This window comes from Ruegeria sp. AD6, assembly GCF_056542325.1.
Window position 1 is genome coordinate 93,210 of sequence record NZ_JBQFZQ010000004.1, and the last position, 21,090, is coordinate 114,299.

20 protein-coding genes are annotated in these 21,090 nt (G+C 60.6%); 15 read left to right on the forward strand and 5 right to left on the reverse strand.

Annotation, left to right across the window (positions count from 1 at the left end; translation table 11 throughout):
* The first annotated feature begins 89 nt into the window (after positions 1 to 89).
* The 15 genes from ACR0KJ_RS10740 to ACR0KJ_RS10810 all read left to right on the forward strand — a co-directional run bounded on the left by ACR0KJ_RS10740 (position 90) and on the right by ACR0KJ_RS10810 (position 16,535).
* Positions 90 to 2,114: an FAD-dependent oxidoreductase gene (locus ACR0KJ_RS10740; protein ID WP_480626650.1), complete on the forward strand. Its 2,025-nt coding sequence runs from the start codon at positions 90 to 92 to the stop codon at positions 2,112 to 2,114.
* Between the two features lie 70 nt (positions 2,115 to 2,184).
* Complete coding sequence (locus tag ACR0KJ_RS10745; RefSeq protein WP_480626651.1) at positions 2,185 to 3,204, forward strand: TRAP transporter substrate-binding protein; 1,020 nt, start codon at positions 2,185 to 2,187, stop codon at positions 3,202 to 3,204.
* A 57-nt stretch (positions 3,205 to 3,261) separates the two neighbouring features.
* On the forward strand, positions 3,262 to 3,765 hold the full coding sequence (locus tag ACR0KJ_RS10750; protein WP_480584814.1) for a TRAP transporter small permease: 504 nt from the start codon (positions 3,262 to 3,264) through the stop codon (positions 3,763 to 3,765).
* The gene (locus ACR0KJ_RS10755; RefSeq protein ID WP_170522613.1) at positions 3,765 to 5,117 is read left to right on the forward strand and encodes a TRAP transporter large permease; all 1,353 of its coding nucleotides are present in this window, start codon (positions 3,765 to 3,767) and stop codon (positions 5,115 to 5,117) included. The genes ACR0KJ_RS10750 and ACR0KJ_RS10755 overlap by 1 nt, the downstream gene beginning before the upstream one ends.
* Positions 5,117 to 6,304, forward strand: coding sequence for a cytochrome P450 (locus tag ACR0KJ_RS10760; RefSeq protein ID WP_480626652.1), 1,188 nt, complete (start codon positions 5,117 to 5,119; stop codon positions 6,302 to 6,304). The genes ACR0KJ_RS10755 and ACR0KJ_RS10760 overlap by 1 nt, the downstream gene beginning before the upstream one ends.
* 120 nt (positions 6,305 to 6,424) lie before the next feature.
* Positions 6,425 to 8,455 carry a phenylacetic acid degradation bifunctional protein PaaZ gene (gene paaZ, locus ACR0KJ_RS10765; RefSeq protein ID WP_480626653.1) on the forward strand — a complete coding sequence of 677 codons (2,031 nt, stop codon included), beginning with the start codon at positions 6,425 to 6,427 and terminating at the stop codon, positions 8,453 to 8,455.
* Positions 8,456 to 8,504: 49 nt separating this feature from the next.
* The gene (locus ACR0KJ_RS10770; protein WP_170622217.1) at positions 8,505 to 9,320 is read left to right on the forward strand and encodes a PaaX family transcriptional regulator C-terminal domain-containing protein; all 816 of its coding nucleotides are present in this window, start codon (positions 8,505 to 8,507) and stop codon (positions 9,318 to 9,320) included.
* Positions 9,321 to 9,530: 210 nt separating this feature from the next.
* Positions 9,531 to 10,733 carry a 3-oxoadipyl-CoA thiolase gene (pcaF, locus tag ACR0KJ_RS10775; RefSeq protein ID WP_480626654.1) on the forward strand — a complete coding sequence of 401 codons (1,203 nt, stop codon included), beginning with the start codon at positions 9,531 to 9,533 and terminating at the stop codon, positions 10,731 to 10,733.
* Positions 10,734 to 10,748: 15 nt separating this feature from the next.
* A complete protein-coding gene (paaA, locus tag ACR0KJ_RS10780; protein WP_480626655.1) occupies positions 10,749 to 11,726 on the forward strand; it encodes a 1,2-phenylacetyl-CoA epoxidase subunit PaaA in 978 nt (325 codons plus the stop codon).
* Positions 11,727 to 11,749: 23 nt separating this feature from the next.
* A complete protein-coding gene (gene paaB, locus ACR0KJ_RS10785) occupies positions 11,750 to 12,034 on the forward strand; it encodes a 1,2-phenylacetyl-CoA epoxidase subunit PaaB (protein ID WP_170453879.1) in 285 nt (94 codons plus the stop codon).
* Positions 12,034 to 12,801 carry a 1,2-phenylacetyl-CoA epoxidase subunit PaaC gene (gene paaC / locus ACR0KJ_RS10790; RefSeq protein ID WP_170622214.1) on the forward strand — a complete coding sequence of 256 codons (768 nt, stop codon included), beginning with the start codon at positions 12,034 to 12,036 and terminating at the stop codon, positions 12,799 to 12,801. Before paaB ends, paaC begins: the two co-directional genes overlap by 1 nt.
* 6 nt (positions 12,802 to 12,807) lie before the next feature.
* Positions 12,808 to 13,266: a 1,2-phenylacetyl-CoA epoxidase subunit PaaD gene (paaD, locus tag ACR0KJ_RS10795; RefSeq protein WP_170622213.1), complete on the forward strand. Its 459-nt coding sequence runs from the start codon at positions 12,808 to 12,810 to the stop codon at positions 13,264 to 13,266.
* Positions 13,267 to 13,279: 13 nt separating this feature from the next.
* On the forward strand, positions 13,280 to 14,353 hold the full coding sequence (locus tag ACR0KJ_RS10800; protein ID WP_170453876.1) for a 2Fe-2S iron-sulfur cluster-binding protein: 1,074 nt from the start codon (positions 13,280 to 13,282) through the stop codon (positions 14,351 to 14,353).
* Between the two features lie 13 nt (positions 14,354 to 14,366).
* On the forward strand, positions 14,367 to 15,128 hold the full coding sequence (locus ACR0KJ_RS10805; protein WP_480626656.1) for a Phenylacetic acid catabolic protein: 762 nt from the start codon (positions 14,367 to 14,369) through the stop codon (positions 15,126 to 15,128).
* A 165-nt stretch (positions 15,129 to 15,293) separates the two neighbouring features.
* Positions 15,294 to 16,535 carry an MFS transporter gene (locus ACR0KJ_RS10810; RefSeq protein WP_170622212.1) on the forward strand — a complete coding sequence of 414 codons (1,242 nt, stop codon included), beginning with the start codon at positions 15,294 to 15,296 and terminating at the stop codon, positions 16,533 to 16,535.
* Here the strand turns inward: ACR0KJ_RS10810 and ACR0KJ_RS10815 are convergent.
* The 5 genes from ACR0KJ_RS10815 to ACR0KJ_RS10835 all read right to left on the reverse strand — a co-directional run bounded on the left by ACR0KJ_RS10815 (position 16,532) and on the right by ACR0KJ_RS10835 (position 21,067).
* Positions 16,532 to 17,152 carry an HAD family hydrolase gene (locus tag ACR0KJ_RS10815; protein ID WP_170453874.1) on the reverse strand — a complete coding sequence of 207 codons (621 nt, stop codon included), beginning with the start codon at positions 17,150 to 17,152 and terminating at the stop codon, positions 16,532 to 16,534. The genes ACR0KJ_RS10810 and ACR0KJ_RS10815 overlap by 4 nt on opposite strands.
* Before the next feature lie 141 nt (positions 17,153 to 17,293).
* Positions 17,294 to 17,749 (reverse strand): YaiI/YqxD family protein, encoded by a 456-nt coding sequence (locus ACR0KJ_RS10820; protein WP_480626657.1) that lies wholly within the window; start codon positions 17,747 to 17,749, stop codon positions 17,294 to 17,296.
* Positions 17,746 to 19,197, reverse strand: coding sequence for a Si-specific NAD(P)(+) transhydrogenase (gene sthA, locus ACR0KJ_RS10825; RefSeq protein ID WP_170632466.1), 1,452 nt, complete (start codon positions 19,195 to 19,197; stop codon positions 17,746 to 17,748). The genes ACR0KJ_RS10820 and sthA overlap by 4 nt, the downstream gene beginning before the upstream one ends.
* 3 nt (positions 19,198 to 19,200) lie before the next feature.
* Positions 19,201 to 20,034 (reverse strand): S-formylglutathione hydrolase, encoded by an 834-nt coding sequence (gene fghA, locus ACR0KJ_RS10830; protein ID WP_170736031.1) that lies wholly within the window; start codon positions 20,032 to 20,034, stop codon positions 19,201 to 19,203.
* A gap of 103 nt (positions 20,035 to 20,137) precedes the next feature.
* A complete protein-coding gene (locus tag ACR0KJ_RS10835) occupies positions 20,138 to 21,067 on the reverse strand; it encodes an AEC family transporter (protein ID WP_480626658.1) in 930 nt (309 codons plus the stop codon).
* Positions 21,068 to 21,090: the final 23 nt, after the last annotated feature.

Here is a 21,090-nt window from a genome sequence, read left to right on the forward strand (position 1 = left end):
GTCCCGTTCCAACTTAATCATTGCATTAACCGAACGGTTGGTCAATATATAAACCCGAACCGATTCCGGGCCGATCAAAGGAATAGCTCATGTCGCTGGTGCGTGTTGATTTCAGGGGGGACGTGGCCTGGGTCACGGTTGACAACCCGCCGGTGAACGCAACCTCGACCGGGGTGCGGCAGGGGCTCTCCGATGCGGTTGACGCGGTCAAAGGCGCGCGCGTGGCGGTGCTGTGCTGCGCGGGCAGAACCTTTATCGCGGGCGGAGATATGTCCGAATTCGATGCGCCGCCGGTTGAGCCGCATTTGCCGGATGTAGTGCAGAAAATCGAAGACAGTCAGGTGCCGTTCATTGCCTGCATGCACGGCAATGTGCTGGGCGGCGGGTTGGAGGTTGCCATGGCCTGCGCCTGGCGGATTGCCGCGCCGGGTACAGGCTTTGGTCTGCCCGAGGTCAATGTGGGCCTGATCCCCGGGGCAGGGGGCACGCAACGCTTGCCGCGTCTTGTGGGGATGCAGGCTGCAATCGACATAGCGTGCTCGGGAAAAATACTAAAAGCCGAGGCTTTGGCCGAACTTGGGGGCGTGGATCTTGTCGCAGGAGACCCCAAGGCCGCGATCCCCGATTTTATTGCCAACCTGCCCGAACGTCCGATCCCTGTCAGCCAGCGCCCCGTGGCAGATTTTGCGCCTGACCTGCTGGACATCAGCCGCCAGGACCTGAAGAAACGCGCCAAAGGGCAGCAATCGCCGCTGGAGAACCTGACCGCGCTGGAATGGTCTGCCGAGCCGTTTGCAACAGCACAGCCGAAAGAGCGTGCCCGCCATCTGGACCTGCGCCAAAGCGCTGAAAGCCGGGCCCTGCGCCACGCCTTTTTTGCGGAACGCAGCGTGGCGAAACCCGCTGTGATCAAGGGCGCAACCGCGCGCGACATAAGTCGGGTCGCCGTTGTCGGCGGGGGGCTGATGGGCGCCGGAATTGCCACCGCTGCCCTGAACGGTGGCCTGTCGGTCACTTTGATCGAACGGGACTCGGATGCGGCGACAGCGGCGCACAACCGGGTCGAGGGTCTGCTGCAAGGGGCCGTCAAACGGGGCAAGATGACCGAGGCGCAGTTTCGGGATCGCCTTGCCGCCTTCCGTGCCGTGGACAAGTACGCCGAGGCCGCCGATGCAGAACTTGCGATCGAGGCGGTTTTCGAAGACCTGTTCGTCAAGCAACAGGTATTCGCGGAGCTGGCGCGCCATATGCCGCAAGACGCAATTCTGGCGACCAACACGTCTTATCTGGACCCGCTGCAGATTTTCGAGGGCATTGATAACACGTCTCGCTGCATTGGCCTGCATTTCTTTAGCCCGGCCCATGTCATGAAGCTGTTGGAGATCGTGAAGACCCCGCACACCTCGGCCGAGGTGGTCGCAACCGGGTTTGCGCTGGGTAAAAAGCTGCGCAAGATATCGGTTCTGTCGGGCATTTGCGACGGGTTCATCGGCAACCGCATGCTGGCCGCTTACCGGCGCGAGGCCGATTATCTGCTGGCGGACGGGGCGCTGCCCTATCAGGTGGATCGGGCCATGCGGGCGCTTGGAATGCCCATGGGGCCGTATGAGTTGCAGGACCTGACCGGCCTTCAGATCGCCTGGGCCAATCGCAAGCGCAATGCTGCAACCCGCGATCCGGGCGAACGCTATGTGACCATCGCGGACCAGCTGTGTGAAATGGACCGGCTTGGCCAGCGCACGGGAAAAGGGTGGTATCGCTACGAAGATGGCAAGCGCGAGCCGATCCGCGATCCCGAGGTTGAGGCGCTGATCGAAGCCTATTCCGCGCAGCAGGGCATTACTCGCCGCGCTTTTTCGGATGACGGGATCTCCTCGCGCATACTCGCCGTGCTGGCGAATGAGGGGGCGTTGATCCTCGAAGAGGGGATCGCGGAAAACACCGAGGCCGTCGATATGGTACAAATCCATGGGTACGGCTTTCCGCGCTGGCGGGGTGGGCCGATGGCCTATTGCAAAGAGATCGGGCCGGACGCTACCCGCGCAACCATGGCAACCGTCGCTGCAGAAAGTCCGGGGTCGTGGCGCATCGCGGAAGGTCTTGAGGGTCTTTAACATGTTGATGGTTACAAAAGCGACCATTAACGCATTTGCGAGTCATGTTTCACAGGGAGGAGACAGAACCATGAAACTTACCAAGTTGAGCACGCTTTTGGCCTCGGCCGCGCTGGCCGTTTCGGGCACCGTAGCGCTGGCGGCGGATTACACGCTGACCATTTCCAGCTGGGCGCCGCCGACCCATGGTATCAACGCCAAGATGTGGCCGAAATTCGTCGAGATGGTTGAAGAGGCCACTGATGGTCAGGTGACCGCCGAATTGAAACTGGGCCTTGCCCCTCCGCCCGCGCAGATGGACCTGATCATGGATGGCGCGGCGGATGCCTCGATCATCTTCCACGGCTATCAGCCGGGCCGGTTCGTCACCACCAAGATGATTGAACTGCCCGGATATGAAGGCTCGGCCGAGGATGCCTCGGTTGCCTATTGGCGCACCTATGACCAGCACCTCAAGGCAGCGGAAGAACATCGCGGTGTGAAAGTGATCGCCCTGCATACCCATGGCCCGGCGCAGCTGCATTCCAGCAGCCCGGTGACCGCGCTGGACGAGGTCTCGGGCCTCAAGGTTCGTATTCCGGGTGGTGTTGGCGGTGACGTCGGCACGGCGCTGGGGGCGACCGGTATTCAGGTGCCTGCGCCGAAAGTATACGAAACGCTGGCCTCGAAAGCGGCCGATGGCGTGGTCATGCCTTTTGAATCCCGCAAGGGCTTCAAGCTGACGGAAGTGGCGCAGAACGTTTACGAGGTTCCGGGTGGTCTGTATCGCGGGTCGTTCGCTTTCATCATGAACGAGGATACCTTTGCCGATCTGCCCGCCGACCTGCAGGCCGCGCTGGAAGAGAACGTCTTTGGCGAACCGCTCAGCCGCGAGATCGGCAAGATCTGGGATGAGATTGACGCGATTGGCCGGGAAGCCACCGAAGGGACCGAGGGCAACGCGATCAACACAGCCTCTGCCGAGGATCTGGAAAAGTTCAATGCGATTGCAGTGGATGTGCGCGCCAAGGTGATTGATGAGGTCAACGGCACCGGCGTCGATGCGCAGGCCGCCTATGACATGATCGTCAATGAAATGGCTGCGCAATAACGCGCTTTGGCTGGCGGGATCGATCCGCCAGCCAGTTTCACCCACCGGGGACCAATCATGCAATCTCTCGTGACCTTTGCGCGTCGCGTCAGCATCATTCCAACGGTGCTGGCCTGTGTGGCGCTGTTCATCCTGATGGTGATGACCTTTTTCGACGTCATCCTGCGCTCTGTCTTCAATGCTCCGATTGAGGCCGCGACCGAGCTGACACGGATACTGATGGCGATCCTTGTGTTCTCGGTTCTGCCGATGATCTCGGCGGGGAAGGGGCAGATCGCGGTGGACTTGACGGATGGGATATTCTCGCGCCTGCGGCTGAGCCGGGTGCGCGATGCGATTGTCTATCTGGTGTCCGGCATCATGCTGATCTGGCCAATCCAGCGGGTTTGGGTTCTGGCGGAGCGCGCGCGGGATTATGGTGATGTCACCGAATACCTGTCGATCCCGGTTTTCTACGTGGGTTGGTTCATCGCCGGTTTCACTGCGATCACCGCCGTCGCAATGATCATCACCGGCCTTCTGCAGATCTTTGCCCCTCACGCTTTGTCGGAGCACGCCTGATGACTGCCGCACTGATCGGTTTTGCCCTTGTTCTTGTCCTCGTGCTGCTGCGGCTGCCCATCGTGTTTGCAATGGGCCTGGTCGGGACGCTGGGCTTTGCCTATGAACGCGGCGGCAGCATCCTGTCCGAGCGTGGGTTGAAGGCTGCGATGTCGATGGTGGGTCGTCAGATCACCGACACGGCGCAGGATTACGGCCTGTCGGTTGTCCCGTTGTTCATCCTTATGGGCCTGTTCGTGAACAAAGGCGGTCTGGCGCGTGAACTTTACGCGGTTTCGAACGCGTTTCTGGGGCACTTTCGCGGTGGTATCGCCATGGCGACGGTTGCGGCCTGCGGCGGGTTCTCGGCCATTTGCGGTTCGTCTCTGGCAACGGCTGCAACCATGTCCAAGGTCGCCATGCCCGAAATGCGCCGCTACCGTTATTCGGATGAGCTGTCGACGGCGTCGATTGCGGCAGGCGGCACATTAGGCATTCTGATCCCGCCGTCGGTGATCCTTGTGATCTATGGCCTGCTGACCGAAACCTCGATCGGCAAGCTGTTCGTCGCGGGTATCATTCCCGGCGTTCTGGGCATCCTGTTTTACCTGTTTGCCGTGCGCTGGACGGTTTGGCGCAGGCCCGAGTCCGGCCCGGCGGGCGAACGCCATGGCTGGGGCGAACGTCTGTCAGCACTGCGTTCGGTTTGGGCCGTGTTGCTGTTATTCTTTCTGGTGATCGGCGGCCTGTATGGTGTGTTCGATTTCTACCCGCTGAACCTGACCTTCAGCCCGACCGAGGCTGCGGGCATGGGTGCAATGGGCGCGTTCCTGATCGCTCTGTCCCGTGGTGGGCTTACGCTGGCGTCCACCTTTGAGGTGCTGAAAGAAACCTCATTCACGGCGGCGGCGCTGTTCTCGGTTCTGATCGGGGCGCAGATCTTTTCGAATTTCATCAACCTTGCCGGTCTGCCCGAAGCCTTGATCGCCTTGGTCACAGCGTATGAGGTGGAACCCTTCGTGGTCATCCTAATGATCCTCGGGATCTACATCATTCTGGGCTGCGTCTTTGAATCTCTGTCGATGCTGCTGCTGACAGTGCCGATCTTTTTCCCGCTGGTCACGTCGCTGGGCTATGACCCGATCTGGTTCGGTATTGTCGTCGTTGTCGTCACCGAGATCAGCCTGATCACGCCCCCTGTCGGTTTGAACGTGTTCATCCTGAAAGGCGTGGTCGGCGATGTGTCGACCGGTACAATCTTCAAAGGGGTCACGCCGTTCTGGGTGGCGGACATCTTCCGTCTGGCTCTGATCGTTCTTGTGCCCTGGCTGGTACTGGTACTGCCTGAACATATGGGGGCGATGGGTCACTGATGTTTTCTCTGACCGCATTGCCACAAGGTTTCCACGCGGACCCGTATCCAATCTACGCCACGCTGCGCGAGGACACGCCGGTCTGCTGGCAGCCCGACGGATCTGTGGTTCTGTCGCGATATGATGATCTGGATCTGGTGTATCGGGACACGGACCGGTTCATATCTGATAAAAAGGCGGTTTTTGGCCCCAAATACGGGATCGACAGCCCTTTGTTTGAACATCACACGACCAGCCTGGTGTTCAACGACCCTCCCCTGCACACCCGTGTTCGCAAGGTGATGGTCGGCGCGATGAACCCGCGGGCTTTGGCGCAGATGGAGCCGGGGCTGATCCAGCTGGTCGATGGGTTGCTGGACGAGATGCAGGCGAAGGGCACGGTGGAACTGATCGAGGATTTTGCCGGTGCGATCCCGATTGAAATCATCGGCAACCTTTTGGGCATTCCCCGGTCCGAACGGGGGCCGCTGCGCGATTGGTCTTTGGCCATTCTCGGCGCATTGGAGCCCAAATTGACGCCAGAGCAAGAAGAGTGGGGCAACCGCTCGGTATCCGACTTCAAGGATTTCCTGAGGCACATCGTAGAAGACCGCCGCGCCAATCCCGGAGACCCCGCGACGGATGTTCTGACGCGGCTGATGCAGGACGACACCGATGGCGGGTTGACCGAAGTCGAGCTGTATCAGAACTGCATTTTCATCCTGAATGCGGGGCATGAGACCACCACCAACCTGATCGGCAACGCGTTGGAGTTGCTGGACCGCCACCCCGACAAACGGGCCGAGTTGCTGGCCGACCCCGATCTGATCACCACCGCAGTGGATGAGTTTCTGCGGCTGGAAAGCCCCAACCAGTTTGGCAATCGTTTGACCACCCAAGACGTGTCGTTTCACGGAGAAACAATCCCGGCCGGGACCGACGTTCACCTGTGCATCGGCGCGGCCAACCGCGACCCGCGGCAGTTCGACCGGCCCGATGCTGTCCTGTTGAACCGCCGCCCCAACAAGCATCACGCCTTTGCCGGCGGACCCCATACCTGCGTCGGCCTGACTTTGGCGCGGATGGAGGGGCGCGTTGCCGTCGGGCGTTTTCTGACCCGGTTCCCCAACTATCGCATCACGGAAGGTGCCGAACGCGGCGGGCGGATCCGGTTTCGCGGCTTCGCACGACTGCCCGCGCAGGTTTGAGATGTTTGGTTCAGGGGTATCGGTTCGGGAATTTATTGACCGACCGTACGGTTTAAAATATCATTTCGCCAGACCGGCAAAGGGCTGCGCGAAGATCGCCATGCAGATGAGGAGACGCTCATGACCATCCAACAGATTTCCAGCTTCGCCGCCGGTGAGTGGGTTTCGCCCGGCGAAGGGGCCCGCACCATTGCCAGCGCTGTCACGGGCGAGGTGATCGCCACGGCGGGCAACAGCGCGTTGGACGTGCAGGCGATGTTGGACCACGCGCGCAACGTCGGCGGCCCGGCCTTGCGCAAATTGACGTTTCACGAGCGGGCCAAGATGCTCAAGGCGCTGTCTCTGCATTTGGGTCAGCACAAGCAGGCCCTTTATGACCTGTCCTTCAACACAGGTGCCACGCAGTCGGATCACCTGATCGACATCGACGGTGGTATCGGCACGATGTTCGTCTTCGCCTCAAAGGGCCGGCGCGAGATGCCGGACGGGCATGTGTATCTGGATGGTGAGGTCGAGCAGCTATCGCGCAATGGCACCTTTCTGGGCCAGCACATCTGTACCCCGCTGCATGGCGTGGCGGTTCATATCAACGCGTTCAACTTTCCTGTCTGGGGGATGTTGGAAAAGCTGGCGCCAACCTTGTTGGCGGGTGTTCCGGCGATTGTGAAACCGGCGACGAATTCCTGCTATGTGACTGAACTCTGTGTCCGGCTGATGTTGGACTCGGGCATTTTGCCAGCGGGCGCGCTGCAACTGGTCTCGGGCGGGCTGGGCGATATGCTGGATCGCCTGACCATGCAGGACGTGGTCAGTTTCACAGGGTCTGCCGATACTGCTCTGAACCTGCGATCCAACCCTGTGATCTTGCAGAACTCGGTGCGGTTTGTGGCGGAACAGGACAGCCTGAACTGTTCGATCCTCGGCCCCGATGCACAGCCGGGCACGCCGGAATTTGACCTGTTCGTCAAGGAAATTCAGCGTGAAATGACCACGAAAGCGGGTCAGAAATGCACCGCAATCCGCCGGATCATCGCGCCCGAGTCGCAGGTGCAGGCGGTGATCGAGGCGCTATCCGCGCGGCTGGCCAAAACGGCCATCGGAGACCCAAAGCTGGAGACCACGCGCATGGGTGCGTTGGTCTCGACCAGTCAGAAACGCGACGTTCTGGAAAAGGCCGCGATCATCGGGAAAGAGGCCGAGCGTGTCTTTGGCAACCCGGATGATTTCACGGTCGATGGCGCGGATGCCGAAAAAGGCGCGTTTCTGCCGCCCATGCTGTACCACTGCGCCAACCCGGACACGGCACAGCGCGTGCACGACACCGAAGCCTTTGGTCCGGTCAGCACAGTGATGGGGTATCGCGACCTCGACCATGCGATCGAACTGGCGAACCGGGGGCAGGGGTCGCTGGTGGCGTCGATTATCACCCATGACCCGGATGTGGCGCGGCAGGTTGCGATGGGGGCGGGGGCCTATCACGGGCGGCTTTACTTCAACAATCGCGACTCGATGACCGAATCCACCGGCCACGGTTCACCCTTGCCGCATATGGTCCATGGCGGACCCGGCCGCGCCGGGGGCGGCGAAGAAATGGGCGGCGTGCGCGGCGTGAAACACTATATGCAGCGCACCGCCATTCAGGGCTCACCCGATATGCTGACCGCAATTGGCGGCAAATGGGTGCCGGGTGCTACCGAGATCGCAGGCCCGGCCCATCCCTTTACCCGCAGATTCCACGAGCTTGCGATTGGTGAGACCATCCACACCGACCCGCGCTCCATCACGCTGGAGGACATCGAACATTTTGCCCATTTCACCGGTGATACGTTCTATGCCCATATGGATCAGGCGGCGGCGGAACGGAATCCGTTCTTCCCGGGCCGCGTCGCGCATGGATACCTGCTGCTGTCCTTTGCTGCGGGGTTATTTGTTGAGCCCAATGAAGGGCCGGTTCTGGCCAATACCGGCCTGGACGGGTTGCGCTTCATGAAACCGGTCGAGGCGGGGGATACGATCAAGGTGCGTCTGACGGTCAAAAGCAAGACCAAGCGAAACGACGAATATGGCGAGGTTCGCTGGCATGTCACCCTGACCCAGCAGGATGATGACATGGTAGCAGAGTATGAATTGCTGACCATGGTCGCCTACTAGACCCACAAGGCCGGATGGAAATTCCGTCCGGCCCTATTATACTTGGCCTATGAAAGATACGGCTCCTGATTGGTTTGAAACCTGCGTCAGCCAACTGACAAACACGGGCACGCAGCGGGTGTGGTCGGTTCTGGTTACGATTTTTGGCGATCTGGCGCAGAACGGATCGGATCAGGTGAGTGGTGCGCTGATTACCACGCTCACCACTCTGGCCGGGATCAAGGCCGAAGCGACACGCGTCGCGCTGCACCGGCTGCGCAAGGAAGGCTGGATCGAAAGTACGCGGGTGGGGCGGAACAGTGTGCACAGGCTCACCGAATTCGGCCGCAGCCAAAGCGCGGCCGCCGCGCCGCGTATCTATGCCCGCGAAACGACTGAGCCTGATGTGTGGCATGTGCTGATTGCCAGCAATACCGAGAGTTCCCGGAAAGAACTGTCGGATTTGATGCTGACGGGGGACTATATCTCGGTGAGTCCCACAACAGCCATGGCGCCCGGCCCGATCCCGGACGGGCTGGAGGAGTTGCTGGGCATCGAAAGCAGCACCATCGCGGCACCTGATTGGCTGCGTGATCTGTGCGGGCCAGAGGCCCTGAAAACGGCGTATAACCAGTTCTGGAGCTCGATACAGATCGTCGAACAGCATCTGCCCGCAAGGGGCGTGGACGATCCGTTGCGCAGGGCTGTGCTGCGCGTTTTGATCGTGCACGGGTGGCGGCGTCTGATCCTGCGCCACCCGGCCATGCCACCTGCGTTTCTGCCTTCGGATTGGAAGGGGGAAGAGTGCCGCGAGGCGGTTTTTCGGTTGCTGGACAAGCTGCCCCGCCCCGATCTTGCAACATTGGAAGCCGCGCTGGACGATTGACGCAGGGCCGGTTGCCCGCGCCGGTCAGGGTACAAAACCAGTGGCTTGGGTTGGTTCAGCCATTGTGGCGGCATAGGTATGGATTATCATGTTACACAATATGCGAAGCAGGCGGCTATATGGTAACATAAGTCTTGCTTCGAATCGGATCTGAATTTATTAACCGACCAGACGGTTAATGGCAGTTCCTGCGAACAGGAGACATTACAGATGGACGCATTCATTTGCGACGCGACGCGCACTCCGATCGGACGGTATGGCGGAGCGTTGTCTTCTGTGCGCACGGATGATCTGGCCGCCATCCCGCTGGCCGCCCTGAAAGCCCGCAATCCGCAGGTTGACTGGGCCAGCGTGGATGATGTGATCTATGGCGACGCCAATCAGGCGGGGGAGAGTAACCGTAACGTGGCGCGCATGGCCGCGCTATTGGCCGGGTTGCCGATTGACGTTCCCGGAACAACGATAAACCGCCTGTGTGCCAGCGGCATGGATGCTGTCGGAATGGCCGCGCGTGGGATCAAAGCGGGGGATTACGATCTGGCCATCGCGGGCGGTGTAGAAAGCATGTCGCGCGCGCCGTTTGTGATGCCCAAGGCGACGTCCGCCTTCACGCGCAGCAATGCGGTGTATGACACAACGATTGGCTGGCGCTTTGTGAACCCCAAGATGCAGCAGGAATACGGCATCGATTCCATGCCGCAAACCGCTGATAACGTGGCCGAGGATTACGGGATCAGCCGCGAGGATCAGGATGCCTTTGCCGCGCGCAGCCAGGCCCGTTGGCAGGCCGCGCATGCAGCGGGCGTGTTCAGGGACGAAATCACCCCGGTCTCGATCCCGCAGCGCAAGGGCGATCCGATTGTCTCGGACACCGACGAACATCCGCGACCGGGAACAACGGCAGAAAAGCTTTCGGGTCTCAAAGGGGTGAACGGGCCGGACAAGACGGTTACGGCGGGAAATGCCTCGGGCGTGAATGATGGGGCCGCCGCGATCCTGATGGCGAATGAGGCGGCAGCGGCAAAGAACGATCTGACCCCTATGGCCCGCGTGGTGGGCATGTCGGTCGCGGGGGTAGAGCCGCGCGTCATGGGGATCGGCCCGGTGCCTGCGACGCGCAAGGTTTTGGCTCGTGCGGGGCTGCGCATCGAACAGATGGACGTGATAGAGTTGAACGAAGCCTTCGCGTCCCAGGGGCTGGCGACGCTGCGGGAACTGGGCCTGCCCGATGATGCACCGCACGTAAACCCGAATGGCGGCGCGATTGCGCTTGGCCATCCCTTGGGCATGAGCGGCGCGCGTCTGGTGCTGACCGCGGCCTATCAGTTGAAACGAACCGGGGGCCGCTATGCGCTCTGCACCATGTGTGTGGGTGTCGGGCAGGGCGCGGCCCTTATTCTTGAACGCGTGTGACGGAGGAGACGGAACATGTACGCTCAGATGGTAAAATCCGAAGCGTCGGACGACGATCCGGAAAAGCTGGCGGAATTTCAGGCGCGGATCGACGCGGATATCAAGATCGAACCCAAGGACTGGATGCCTCAGGCCTATCGCAAGACCCTGATCCGCCAGATCGGGCAGCACGCGCATTCCGAGATTGTGGGCCAACTGCCTGAAGGCAACTGGATCACGCGCGCGCCAACGCTGGAGCGTAAGGCGATCCTTCTGGCCAAGGTGCAGGATGAGGCCGGACATGGGCTGTACCTGTACTGCGCGGCCGAGACATTGGGGGTCAGTCGCGATGAACTGACCGAGATGCTGCTGGACGGGCGCATGAAATACTCGTCAATCTTCAACTACCCGACCTTGAACTGGGCCGATATCGGCGCGGTCGGGTGGTTGGTCGATGGGGCCGCGATCATGAATCAGGTGCCGCTGCAGCGCACGTCTTATGGCCCCTATTCCCGCGCCATGATCCGCATCTGCAAGGAAGAAAGCTTTCACCAGCGTCAGGGCTATGATGCGATCCGCAAGATGGCCGAAGGCACGCCCGAGCAGCGCAGGATGGCGCAGGACGCGCTGAACCGGTTCTGGTTCCCGTCGCTTATGATGTTTGGACCGTCCGACAAGGATTCCGTGCATTCGGCGCAGTCGATGGCGTGGAAGATCAAGATCAACACCAATGACGAACTGCGCCAGAAATTTGTCGACCAGACCGTGCCGCAGGCCGAGTATCTGGGCCTGACCATCCCCGACCCGGACCTGAAATGGAACGAGAACCGCGGGCATTACGATTTCTCGGAACCCGACTGGTCCGAGTTCTTCGACGTGCTCAAAGGCAACGGCCCCTGCAACGTGGATCGTCTGGCCGCGCGCAACAAGGCCTGGGATGACGGCCAATGGGTGCGCGACGGGCTGCTGGCCCATGCCCGCAAGAAACGCGCTGGCAATCTGGCGGCGGAATAAGCTCGCCCAAAGGAGGAAACCCGATGAACAACGAATGGCCCCTGTGGGAAATCTTCATCCGCGGCCAGCATGGGATGAGCCACCGGCATGTCGGTTCGCTTCATGCGCCCGACGCGGAAATGGCGATCAAGAACGCGCGCGACGTTTACACCCGCCGCAACGAAGGCGTTTCGATCTGGGTGGTCGAAGCCAACAACATCTCGGCCTCTTCACCCAGCGACAAAGGCCCGCTGTATGAACCCAGTGAAAGCAAAGTGTACCGCCACCCGACCTTCTTCGACATTCCCGAAGACGTGGGGGCGATGTAATGAGTGTTTCGGTTTCCAACGACGCTTTGCTGCAATTCCTGCTGCGGATGGGGGACAATACCCTGATCCTGGGCCACCGCGTCAGCGAGTGGTGCGGCCATGCGCCCGTGCTGGAGGAGGACATCGCGCTGGCCAATACCGCGCTGGACCTGATCGGACAGACCCAGATGTGGCTTGGCCTTGCGGGCGAGGTCGATGGCGGCAAAAGCGCCGATGATCTGGCCTTTCTGCGCGATGCCTGGGATTTCCGCAATGTGCTGCTGGTCGAGGTGCCGAACGGCGATTTCGGCCGTACGCTGATGCGCCAGTTCCTGTTCGACGCATGGCATTCGATCATGCTGGGGCGTCTGATGACATCCTCGGACGAGCGGGTTGCGGCCATCGCCGCGAAAGCCAGCAAAGAAGTTACCTATCATCTGGAACGCTCGGGCGACACGGTGGTGGGCCTTGGTGACGGGACCGAGGAAAGCCACGCAAGGATGCAGGAGGCGCTGGATTACCTGTGGCCTTACGTGGGCGAGATGTTTGTCAGCGACGATATCGATGCCCAGATGGTTGCAGCGGGGATCGCGCCGAACCCGTCCGATCTGCGCGCCGAATATGACGCTTTGGTTGAACTTGTTTTGACCAAGGCAACGCTGACCATTCCGGACAACCGCTTTGCCCATAAGGGCGGGCGCGATGGGCGGATGCATACCGAGCATCTGGGCCACCTGCTGACACAGATGCAATGGTTGCAACGCGCCTATCCCGGCGCGAAGTGGTGAGATGTGATGCAGGCCTCGACCGAACAGATCTGGGGCTGGCTGGATGCCGTTCCCGACCCCGAGATCCCGGTGATCTCGGTCGTGGATCTGGGCATTGTCCGTGATGTGCGGTGGGAGGCTGAGACGGTGGTTGTTACGGTCACACCAACTTATTCCGGCTGCCCGGCGACGTCGGTGATCAGCATGGATATCGAAACCGCCCTGCGCGATCATGGGATAGGGGATGTGCGGATCGAAACCAGCATCGCCCCCGCCTGGACCACCGATTGGCTGAGCGATAAGGGCCGCGCCCGGTTGGAAGACTATGGCATTGCACCGCCGCAACCGGCGGGCGGCCCGGACCGGTGCCCCCATTGCGGCAGCAAGGCGGTCGAGAAGGTCAGCCAGTTCGGCTCGACCCCCTGCAAGGCCCATTGGCGCTGCACCGATTGCCTGGAACCCTTTGACTATTTCAAGTGCATCTGAGGAGGAGCACCGGATGGCACGTTTTCATGATCTGAAAGTCACCGACATCCACAAGACCATCCGCGATGCGGTTGTGGTGACACTTGAGCCGGTAAACGGTGCGGCGGATCAGTTCGACTTTACTGCCGGTCAGTATCTGACGTTCCGGCGTGATTTTGACGGTGAGGAACTGCGCCGATCGTATTCGATCTGCGCGGGCAAGGATGACGGTGTTTTGCAGGTTGGTATCAAACGCGTCGAGGGCGGTGCCTTTTCAAGCTGGGCCAATGCAGAACTTACCGTTGGCGACGTCGTGCAGGCGATGCCACCAATGGGCAGCTTCCACGCGCCCATCGATGCAGATGCGCAGAAACAGTATCTTGGCTTTGCCGGCGGCTCGGGCATCACGCCGGTTCTGTCGATTCTGAAAACCACGCTGGCCCGCGAGCCCAAATCCCGTTTCACGCTGATCTATGCCAACAAAGGCATCAACACGATCATGTTCCGGGAAGAACTGGAGGACCTGAAAAACCTCTATATGGGTCGCCTGAACGTGATCCACATCCTCGAAGCCGACGCGCAAGAGATCGACTTGTTCACCGGTCTGGTCACGCAGGACAAATGCGGTCAGCTTTTCAAGCATTGGATCGATATCACAAACGTGGACACCGCTTTTATCTGCGGGCCGGAACCGATGATGCTGGGGATTGCCGCCGCTTTGCGCGACCACGGGCTGGAAGACAGCCAGATCAAGTTCGAGCTTTTCGCCAGCGCCCAACCGGGCCGGGCCAAGCGCAAGGCAAGCGCGGCGCAGGCGGGCACGCAGGCTAATCAGACCAGTGCGTCGATCACGCTGGACGGGGCCACCCAGACCATGACACTACCCAAGGATCAGTCCATTCTTGAGGCCGCGCTGGAAAACGCCATGGACGCGCCATACGCCTGCAAGGCAGGAGTTTGCTCCACCTGCCGCTGCCGCGTGCTTGAGGGCGAGGTCGAAATGCTCGCCAATCACGCGCTTGAGGATTACGAGGTCGAAAAGGGCTATGTCCTAAGCTGTCAGGCCTATCCGGTGACCGACCGCGTCGTCGTCGACTACGATCAGTGACAGGAGGGGATTGATGAGCGATACCATGACACTCGACAGCTATCTGGCCGCAGGCGGGGTGCTGACCAATCCAACCAATGTCCCGCCGCGATACCGGGCCGAACTGATGAAGCTGATGGCCACTTTCGTGGATAGCGAACTGGCCGGGGCCGCCGGGTTTGCCGACATCATCAATCAGGGGCCGGGCATCAAGGAGCGCATCGCGGCCGCCAAGATCGTGCTGGAGAAAACCGACAACGCGGATCGCGTCCTGAAGATTATGGGTGAGTTCGGGGCGGACACCGAAAGATACGCCAGCCATCACCCCTGGACCGCGCGTCTGGACCGTGATGCCGATATTGGCGCGACCCGCAGCAAACACGACATGCGCCTTGCGGTGTTCAACTACCCGATCAGCGGCTGGACAGATGCCGTCGTCATGAACCTGCTGATGAGCCGCGCCGTCGCCGAGCAACTGGCCGAGTTTTCGACGATCTCGTATCAGCCGCTGGCCGAAGCTTTCCGGATCATCGCGCCTATCGAGGCGAACCACGGCGATCTGGCGTTGGAGGGCGCTACAAAGCTTATTGCGGCGGGCGAGGCGGACGCGATGCAAAGCTCGGTCGATTATTGGTGGCCCCGCGTGGCAGCCTCGTTCGGGGGCGATGATCCGAAACGGTTCGAGCTTCTGAAATCCATGAACCTGAGACGCACCGAAAACCACATGCTGCGAGAGCGGTGGCACCATACGATGGGCGAGACCTTGGCGACGTTGAACCTCAGAAAGCCCGTCTAGACCCTGTCTTGCGACTTGGCCGACTGTAATTCGCGACCAGACGGCCCTTTGCTTTTGAGGTTGATTAGAGCATCAATATTTCTGATGCGTGACAGCAAATCTGTTGAATTGACGGGCCGTCTGAATCCGCTAACGTCTGCCGGATCAATGCGCCCCGAGGCCCCCATGCCGCAATCCGCCCGACTGTTGAATCCGATCCTGATCGTGGGGTGTATCATCATCACGGTCAGCTTCGCTGTGCGCGCCTCGTTTGGGGTGTTTCAGATCCCGATTGCGGATGAGTTCGGCTGGCTGCGCACCGATTTTTCCCTGGCCATTGCGATCCAGAACCTGGCCTGGGGCATTGGGCAACCGATCTTTGCCGCGATTGCCGAAAAGATCGGTGATCGAAAGGCGATCATCCTGGGTGCATTGACCTATGCCGCAGGTATGGTTCTGTCGGCCTGGTCGATCACGCCCTTTGGGCACCAGATGTATGCATGGCTGGTCGGCTTTGGTATCGCAGGCACCGGGTTCGGCGTTGTTCTGGCTGTGGTTGGCCGCGCCTCATCGGACAAGAACCGGTCGATGTCTCTGGCGATTGTGACTGCTGCGGGCAGCTTCGGTCAGGTGATCGGCGCGCCAACTGCGGAATGGTTGCTCACCTTCCTGCCGTGGCAACAGGTGTTTATCGTGTTCGCCGTTGCGATCCTTGCGCTTGTTCTGACGCTGCCCTTCATGCGCGCGCCGCAACCGGTCAGCAAGGCCGAGCTGGAAGAAAGCATGAGCCAGATCCTGGGCCGCGCCTTCCGGGACCCATCCTACGCTTTGATCTTCTTGGGTTTTTTCAGTTGCGGCTATCAACTGGCCTTCATCACCGCCCATTTCCCGGCTTTCGTGACCGAGATGTGCGGCCCCATCCAACCCGGGGGTGTTCTGCATTCGCTGGGCATTACCACCACTTCTGCCTTGGGTGCGGTGGCGATTTCGCTTGTGGGTCTTGCCAATATCGGCGGTACGCTGTTGGCGGGCTGGGCGGGCAATCATTTCCCCAAGAAATACCTGCTCGCCGCGATCTACACAGCCAGAACCCTCGCGGCTGCGGCGTTTATTCTGATGCCGATCACGCCAACTTCGGTGATCATCTTTTCAATCGTCATGGGCTCTCTGTGGCTGGCGACGGTGCCGCTGACCTCGGGCCTTGTCGCGCATCTTTACGGCTTGCGCTACATGGGCACGCTTTACGGCTTCATCTTCCTCAGCCACCAGATCGGGGGGTTCCTGGGCGTCTGGCTGGGTGGGCGGATGTATGACGTCTATGGCGACTACACCATGGTCTGGTGGATCGGCGTCGCGGTCGGAGCGTTCAGTGCCATCGTCCATCTGCCGATCCGCGAAAACCGGGGCGCAACACCCGCAGCAGCCTAGCGGGCTTCTTCTTCGGTCAGCAAGCCTTCGGCAACCAGGCGATCCGCCCAGCCTTGCGGGCCGGTGAAGTGATGCGTCTGCCAACCACGGGACCGCGCGGTTTCGATGTTGTCGATCCGGTCGTCCGCGAACAGCAATGTCTCGGGCGGCAGGCCACAATCGGCCTCGACCTGTGCATAGATCGGCACATGGGGCTTCACCATCTTCATCCGGCCCGAGACATAGTGCCGGTCAAACTCGTTCAGAAACGGATAAACGGTGGTGGCATAGTCGAAATTCTGCACACCGAAATTCGTCAGCGCAAAAACGGGCACGCCCTTGGCGCGCAATGCCCGTTGCAACCGGACCGAATGCGGAATTTCAGGCGCGGCAAGCTCGATCCATTTGTCGTGCCACATGCGAATCTCGTCGCGCCAATTGGGATATTTCTCGGCCCAATTGTAGATCGTATCGGTGAAGTGATGGCCCTGATCCACCAGATCGTTCATGCCGTGCAGATCGACCTCGTCGAACATCGCGCGGCGGCGATCCTCGCCGATGACACGGTCATAGTAGCGCTCGGGCTGCCATTCGATCAGTACATTGCCGATGTCGAAAATGACCGCTTGGATGGGCATGTTGTGTTCCTGCTTCAAATTCCTGCCGCGCCGACTGAACCAAGCCCGGCGTCCAAGTTCAAGCACCAACCGCAGCGCGCAGCGCTGCCCGGCCCAACCGGAGAAGATGCATCTTTGATGCATCGCCGACGGGCGGGAGGGCTATGCCCGTTTTGCAGCCCTCAGTTCCCGTTCCAAGGCGTCCAGAAACCGGGACCGGTCGGCCTTGCTGAAGGGTTTGCCCCCGCCCCCTGCACCCAACGGATTTGCCGCGCGCAGGTCCGCCATCAGGTCGCGCATCGCCAGTTGCTGACCGATATTGGCGGTGGTGAACGCCTCGCCGTTGGGGCGCAGCACGCGGGTGCCGGCCTCGACACATTTTGCAGCCAAGGGGATGTCGGATGTGACCACCACATCGCCTGGCCCGCAGCGTTCGGCGATCCACTTATCCGCTTCGTCAGCCCCTTCCGAGACAATGACCACCTGCACCAAAGGGTTCGCCGAAGGCCGCAGCCCGCCATTCGACACCAGCGCCATCGGAACCTTGTGCCGTGTCGCCACCCGCTCGGCCTCGGCCTTCACGGGGCAGGCATCGCCATCGATATAGAGCGTTGTCACGCCTTCTTTGCCTCTTTCGTCGCCGCTGGCTTCTTTTTCACCTTGAACTCTTCCGGAATCGGCATTCGGTTGAATGCGTCCAGACCGGCGATCTTGTAGGCTTCGGCCAGCGTTGGATAATTGAACGTGTTCTGGACAAAGTAATCCACGGTGCCTTTCAGGTTCAGCACGGCCTGCGCGATATGGATCAGCTCGGTCGCGCCTTCACCGACGATCTGCACGCCCAGAACCCGGCGGGTTTTCAGCGAGAACAGCATCTTCAGCATGCCATGTTCCAACCCCATGATATGCCCGCGCGAGGTTTCGCGGAACCGCGCCACGCCGACCTCATAGGGAATGCCACGCTCCTGCAACTCCTCCTCGGACATGCCGCAGGTGGAAATCTCGGGTACCGAATAGATGCCATAAGGATACCAGGGGCTCTCAGGCAAGGTCGGTGTTTCCAGCGCGTGACAGGCGGCGACCCGACCCTGTTGCAAAGACGTAGAGGCCAGTGAAGGGTGCCCAATCACATCGCCGGTTGCGTAGATATGTGGCACCGAGGTTTGATAGGTCTTGCGATCCACCTTGATCCGGTTGCGGTGGTCTGTTTCCAGCCCGACCGCGTCCAGATTCAACGCCGAGGTCGCGCCCATCCGCCCGGCCGCAAACAACAGCATTTCGGCGCGAACGTGGCGACCGTTTTCCAGCGTGACTTCAACGTGGTCGCCGGTGTCTTCGATTTTCTCGACCGCAGAGCCCAATCGCAGATCGACACCGTTCTCGCGGATCTGATGGGTGAAATCGTGGATCAACCGGCTGTCGATGAAATCGAGGAAGGTTTCCCGTGGTTCGATCAACGTCACCCGCACATCCAGCGCCGAGAACATGGTGGCGTATTCCACCCCGATCACCCCAGCCCCGATGACGACCAGCGAGCGTGGAATCTCGGCCATCTCAAGAAAATCGTCACCATCCACGACGGTCTTGCCGTTGAAGGGCACATAATCGGGGCGATAGGTTTTGGTTCCGGTGGCGATCAGAAACTTGGCTGCGGTCAGGCGCGTTTTCTCACCGGCATCGGTGGCAACTTCGATCTCATGCGGGCCAACGAACGAGGCCAACCCGTTCAGGGTTTCCACGTGGTTGCGATTGAACTGGTGTTCCAGCACATCGACCTCATGATCCAGCGTCATATGCAGACGGGCCTTGAGGTCTTCGGCGCGGATCTGGTCCTTGACGCGATAGGACCGCCCATAAAAGCTGCGCTCGCGCCAGCCGGACAGGTTCAGCACCGTCTCGCGCAGGGTTTTCGACGGGATGGTGCCGGTATGGACCGACACGCCGCCAAACCGATCCTTGCGGTCGATCACCAACACGCGGCGCTTCAGCTTACCGGCCTGAATCGCGGCGGACCGCCCCGAGGGACCGGACCCGATGATGATCAGGTCGTAGTCATAATCGCTCATGCCTCAGTCTCCGTACAGCGCTTCGGCATGGAAGGTGATGTGGTCTTCCATGAAGGTGGACACAAAGAAATAGGAATGATCATAGCCCGGTTGCAGGCGATAAGTGGCCTGCTGGCGACGCTCGGCAATGGTGGCAGCCAGCGCTTCGGGGCGCAGCAGGTCGATGAACTGGTCATTCGCGCCGGTGTCGATCAGGATCGGGCCGTCAAAGCCGACCTCTTTCATCATCAGGGACGCGTCATGCTTTTTCCAAAGGCCCTCATCTTCGCCCAGATACGCGTCAAGCTGTTTGCGACCCCAATCCGCACCGGTGGGGTTCGAGATCGGCGCGAAGGCCGACACCGACCGGAACCGCCCCGGCAGGTTCATCGCCAGCGTCAGCGCACCGTGGCCGCCCATCGAATGGCCGGTGATGGCCTGACGGTCCATGTCGATGGCAAAATTCTCGGCTACAAAGGCGGGCAATTCCTCGGCCACATAATCCCACATGTTGAAATGCGGGGCCCAGGGGGATTGCGTTGCGTTCACATAGAACCCGGCACCTTGGCCCAGATCGTAATCCTCGTGATCGGCCACACCTTCGCCGCGCGGCGAGGTGTCGGGGAAGATGACCGCGATGCCCTGTTCAGCAGCCCAGGCTTGCGCCCCCGCTTTGGTCATGGCGTTTTCATGGGTGCAGGTCAGGCCGGACAGATACCACAGGATCGGAACCGGGCCGTCCTTTGCCTCGGCCGGAAGAAACAGGCCAAAGGTCATGTCGCATTGGCACGCGGTCGAGGCATGGCGGTAGACGCCCTGCACGCCACCGAAACAGGCATTTTCCGAAAGGGTTTCCATCAGGTCTTTTCCTTACGTTAGGGTCCGCCCATGGCTAACGGTCCAAGGCCCCTACGTAAAGTCCGGGCGCCTTCGTCGCGCGTATTTTTCGAAAAGGTGAAGATCAGAATGTGCCGACCCAGGCGATGACCACCGGAACGGTCAGGATGCTGGCCACAGTAGACAACAAAATCGCGGCCGAGGCGCGGTGCGGGGCGACATTGTAATGCGCGGCCAGCATGTAGACATTGCCCGCTACGGGCAGCGCCGCCGCTGCGATTGCGACCGCCGCCGGAAAGGCATCGACGGGCACCAGCCAGATCACGGCGATAGCCACGCAGGCGGGATGGATGACCAGTTTGCAAAAGCTGAGCCATGCGGCGATGTGGACACGTTCGGCGGATTTTCCGGCCAGAGAAGCTCCGATGGCGAACAGCGCGCCGGGCGTTGCGGCCCCGCCCAGAATGGTCAGGAAATCATTCAGGGGGCCGGGTACCGGCACTTGCAAGGCTGACCAGATTAGACCGGCGGAAATGGACACGATCATCGGGTTTTTCAGCAATCCGATCCCGATCAGGCGCAGCGTTGAAGGGGTCAGTTTCCCGTCCCGCCCACCGTTGATCAGTATGACAATCAGTGAGGAAAACACCACCAGATCAACCGCCAGCACCAGCATCACCGGGCCAATTGCGGCCTCGGTCAGCAGCAGGGCCAGCATCGGCAGGCCCAGAAATCCGACATTGCCAATGGCGGCACATTGCGCCTCGACCGCTGCGGTGGGGATGTCCATGCCGCGCAACCACGCGACAAAGGTGGCAAGGGAATAGACCGCCAGCGTTCCGATCAGGTAACCGATGATCAGGCGGCCGTTGAAAATCTCGGCAAAGGGCAGGGTGGCTGCGAACCTGAACAGCATTGCCGACAGTGCGAAAAAGAACACGAACTTGGTCAGATAGGCGGTGGCCTCGGCCGAGAAAAACCGGGTGCGCCCGGCCCAATAGCCCAGGCCGATGATCGCAAAGAAGGGCAGCGTGCGCAGAAAGACCTCGACCATGGGTCTTGTCCTAGCATGGTTTG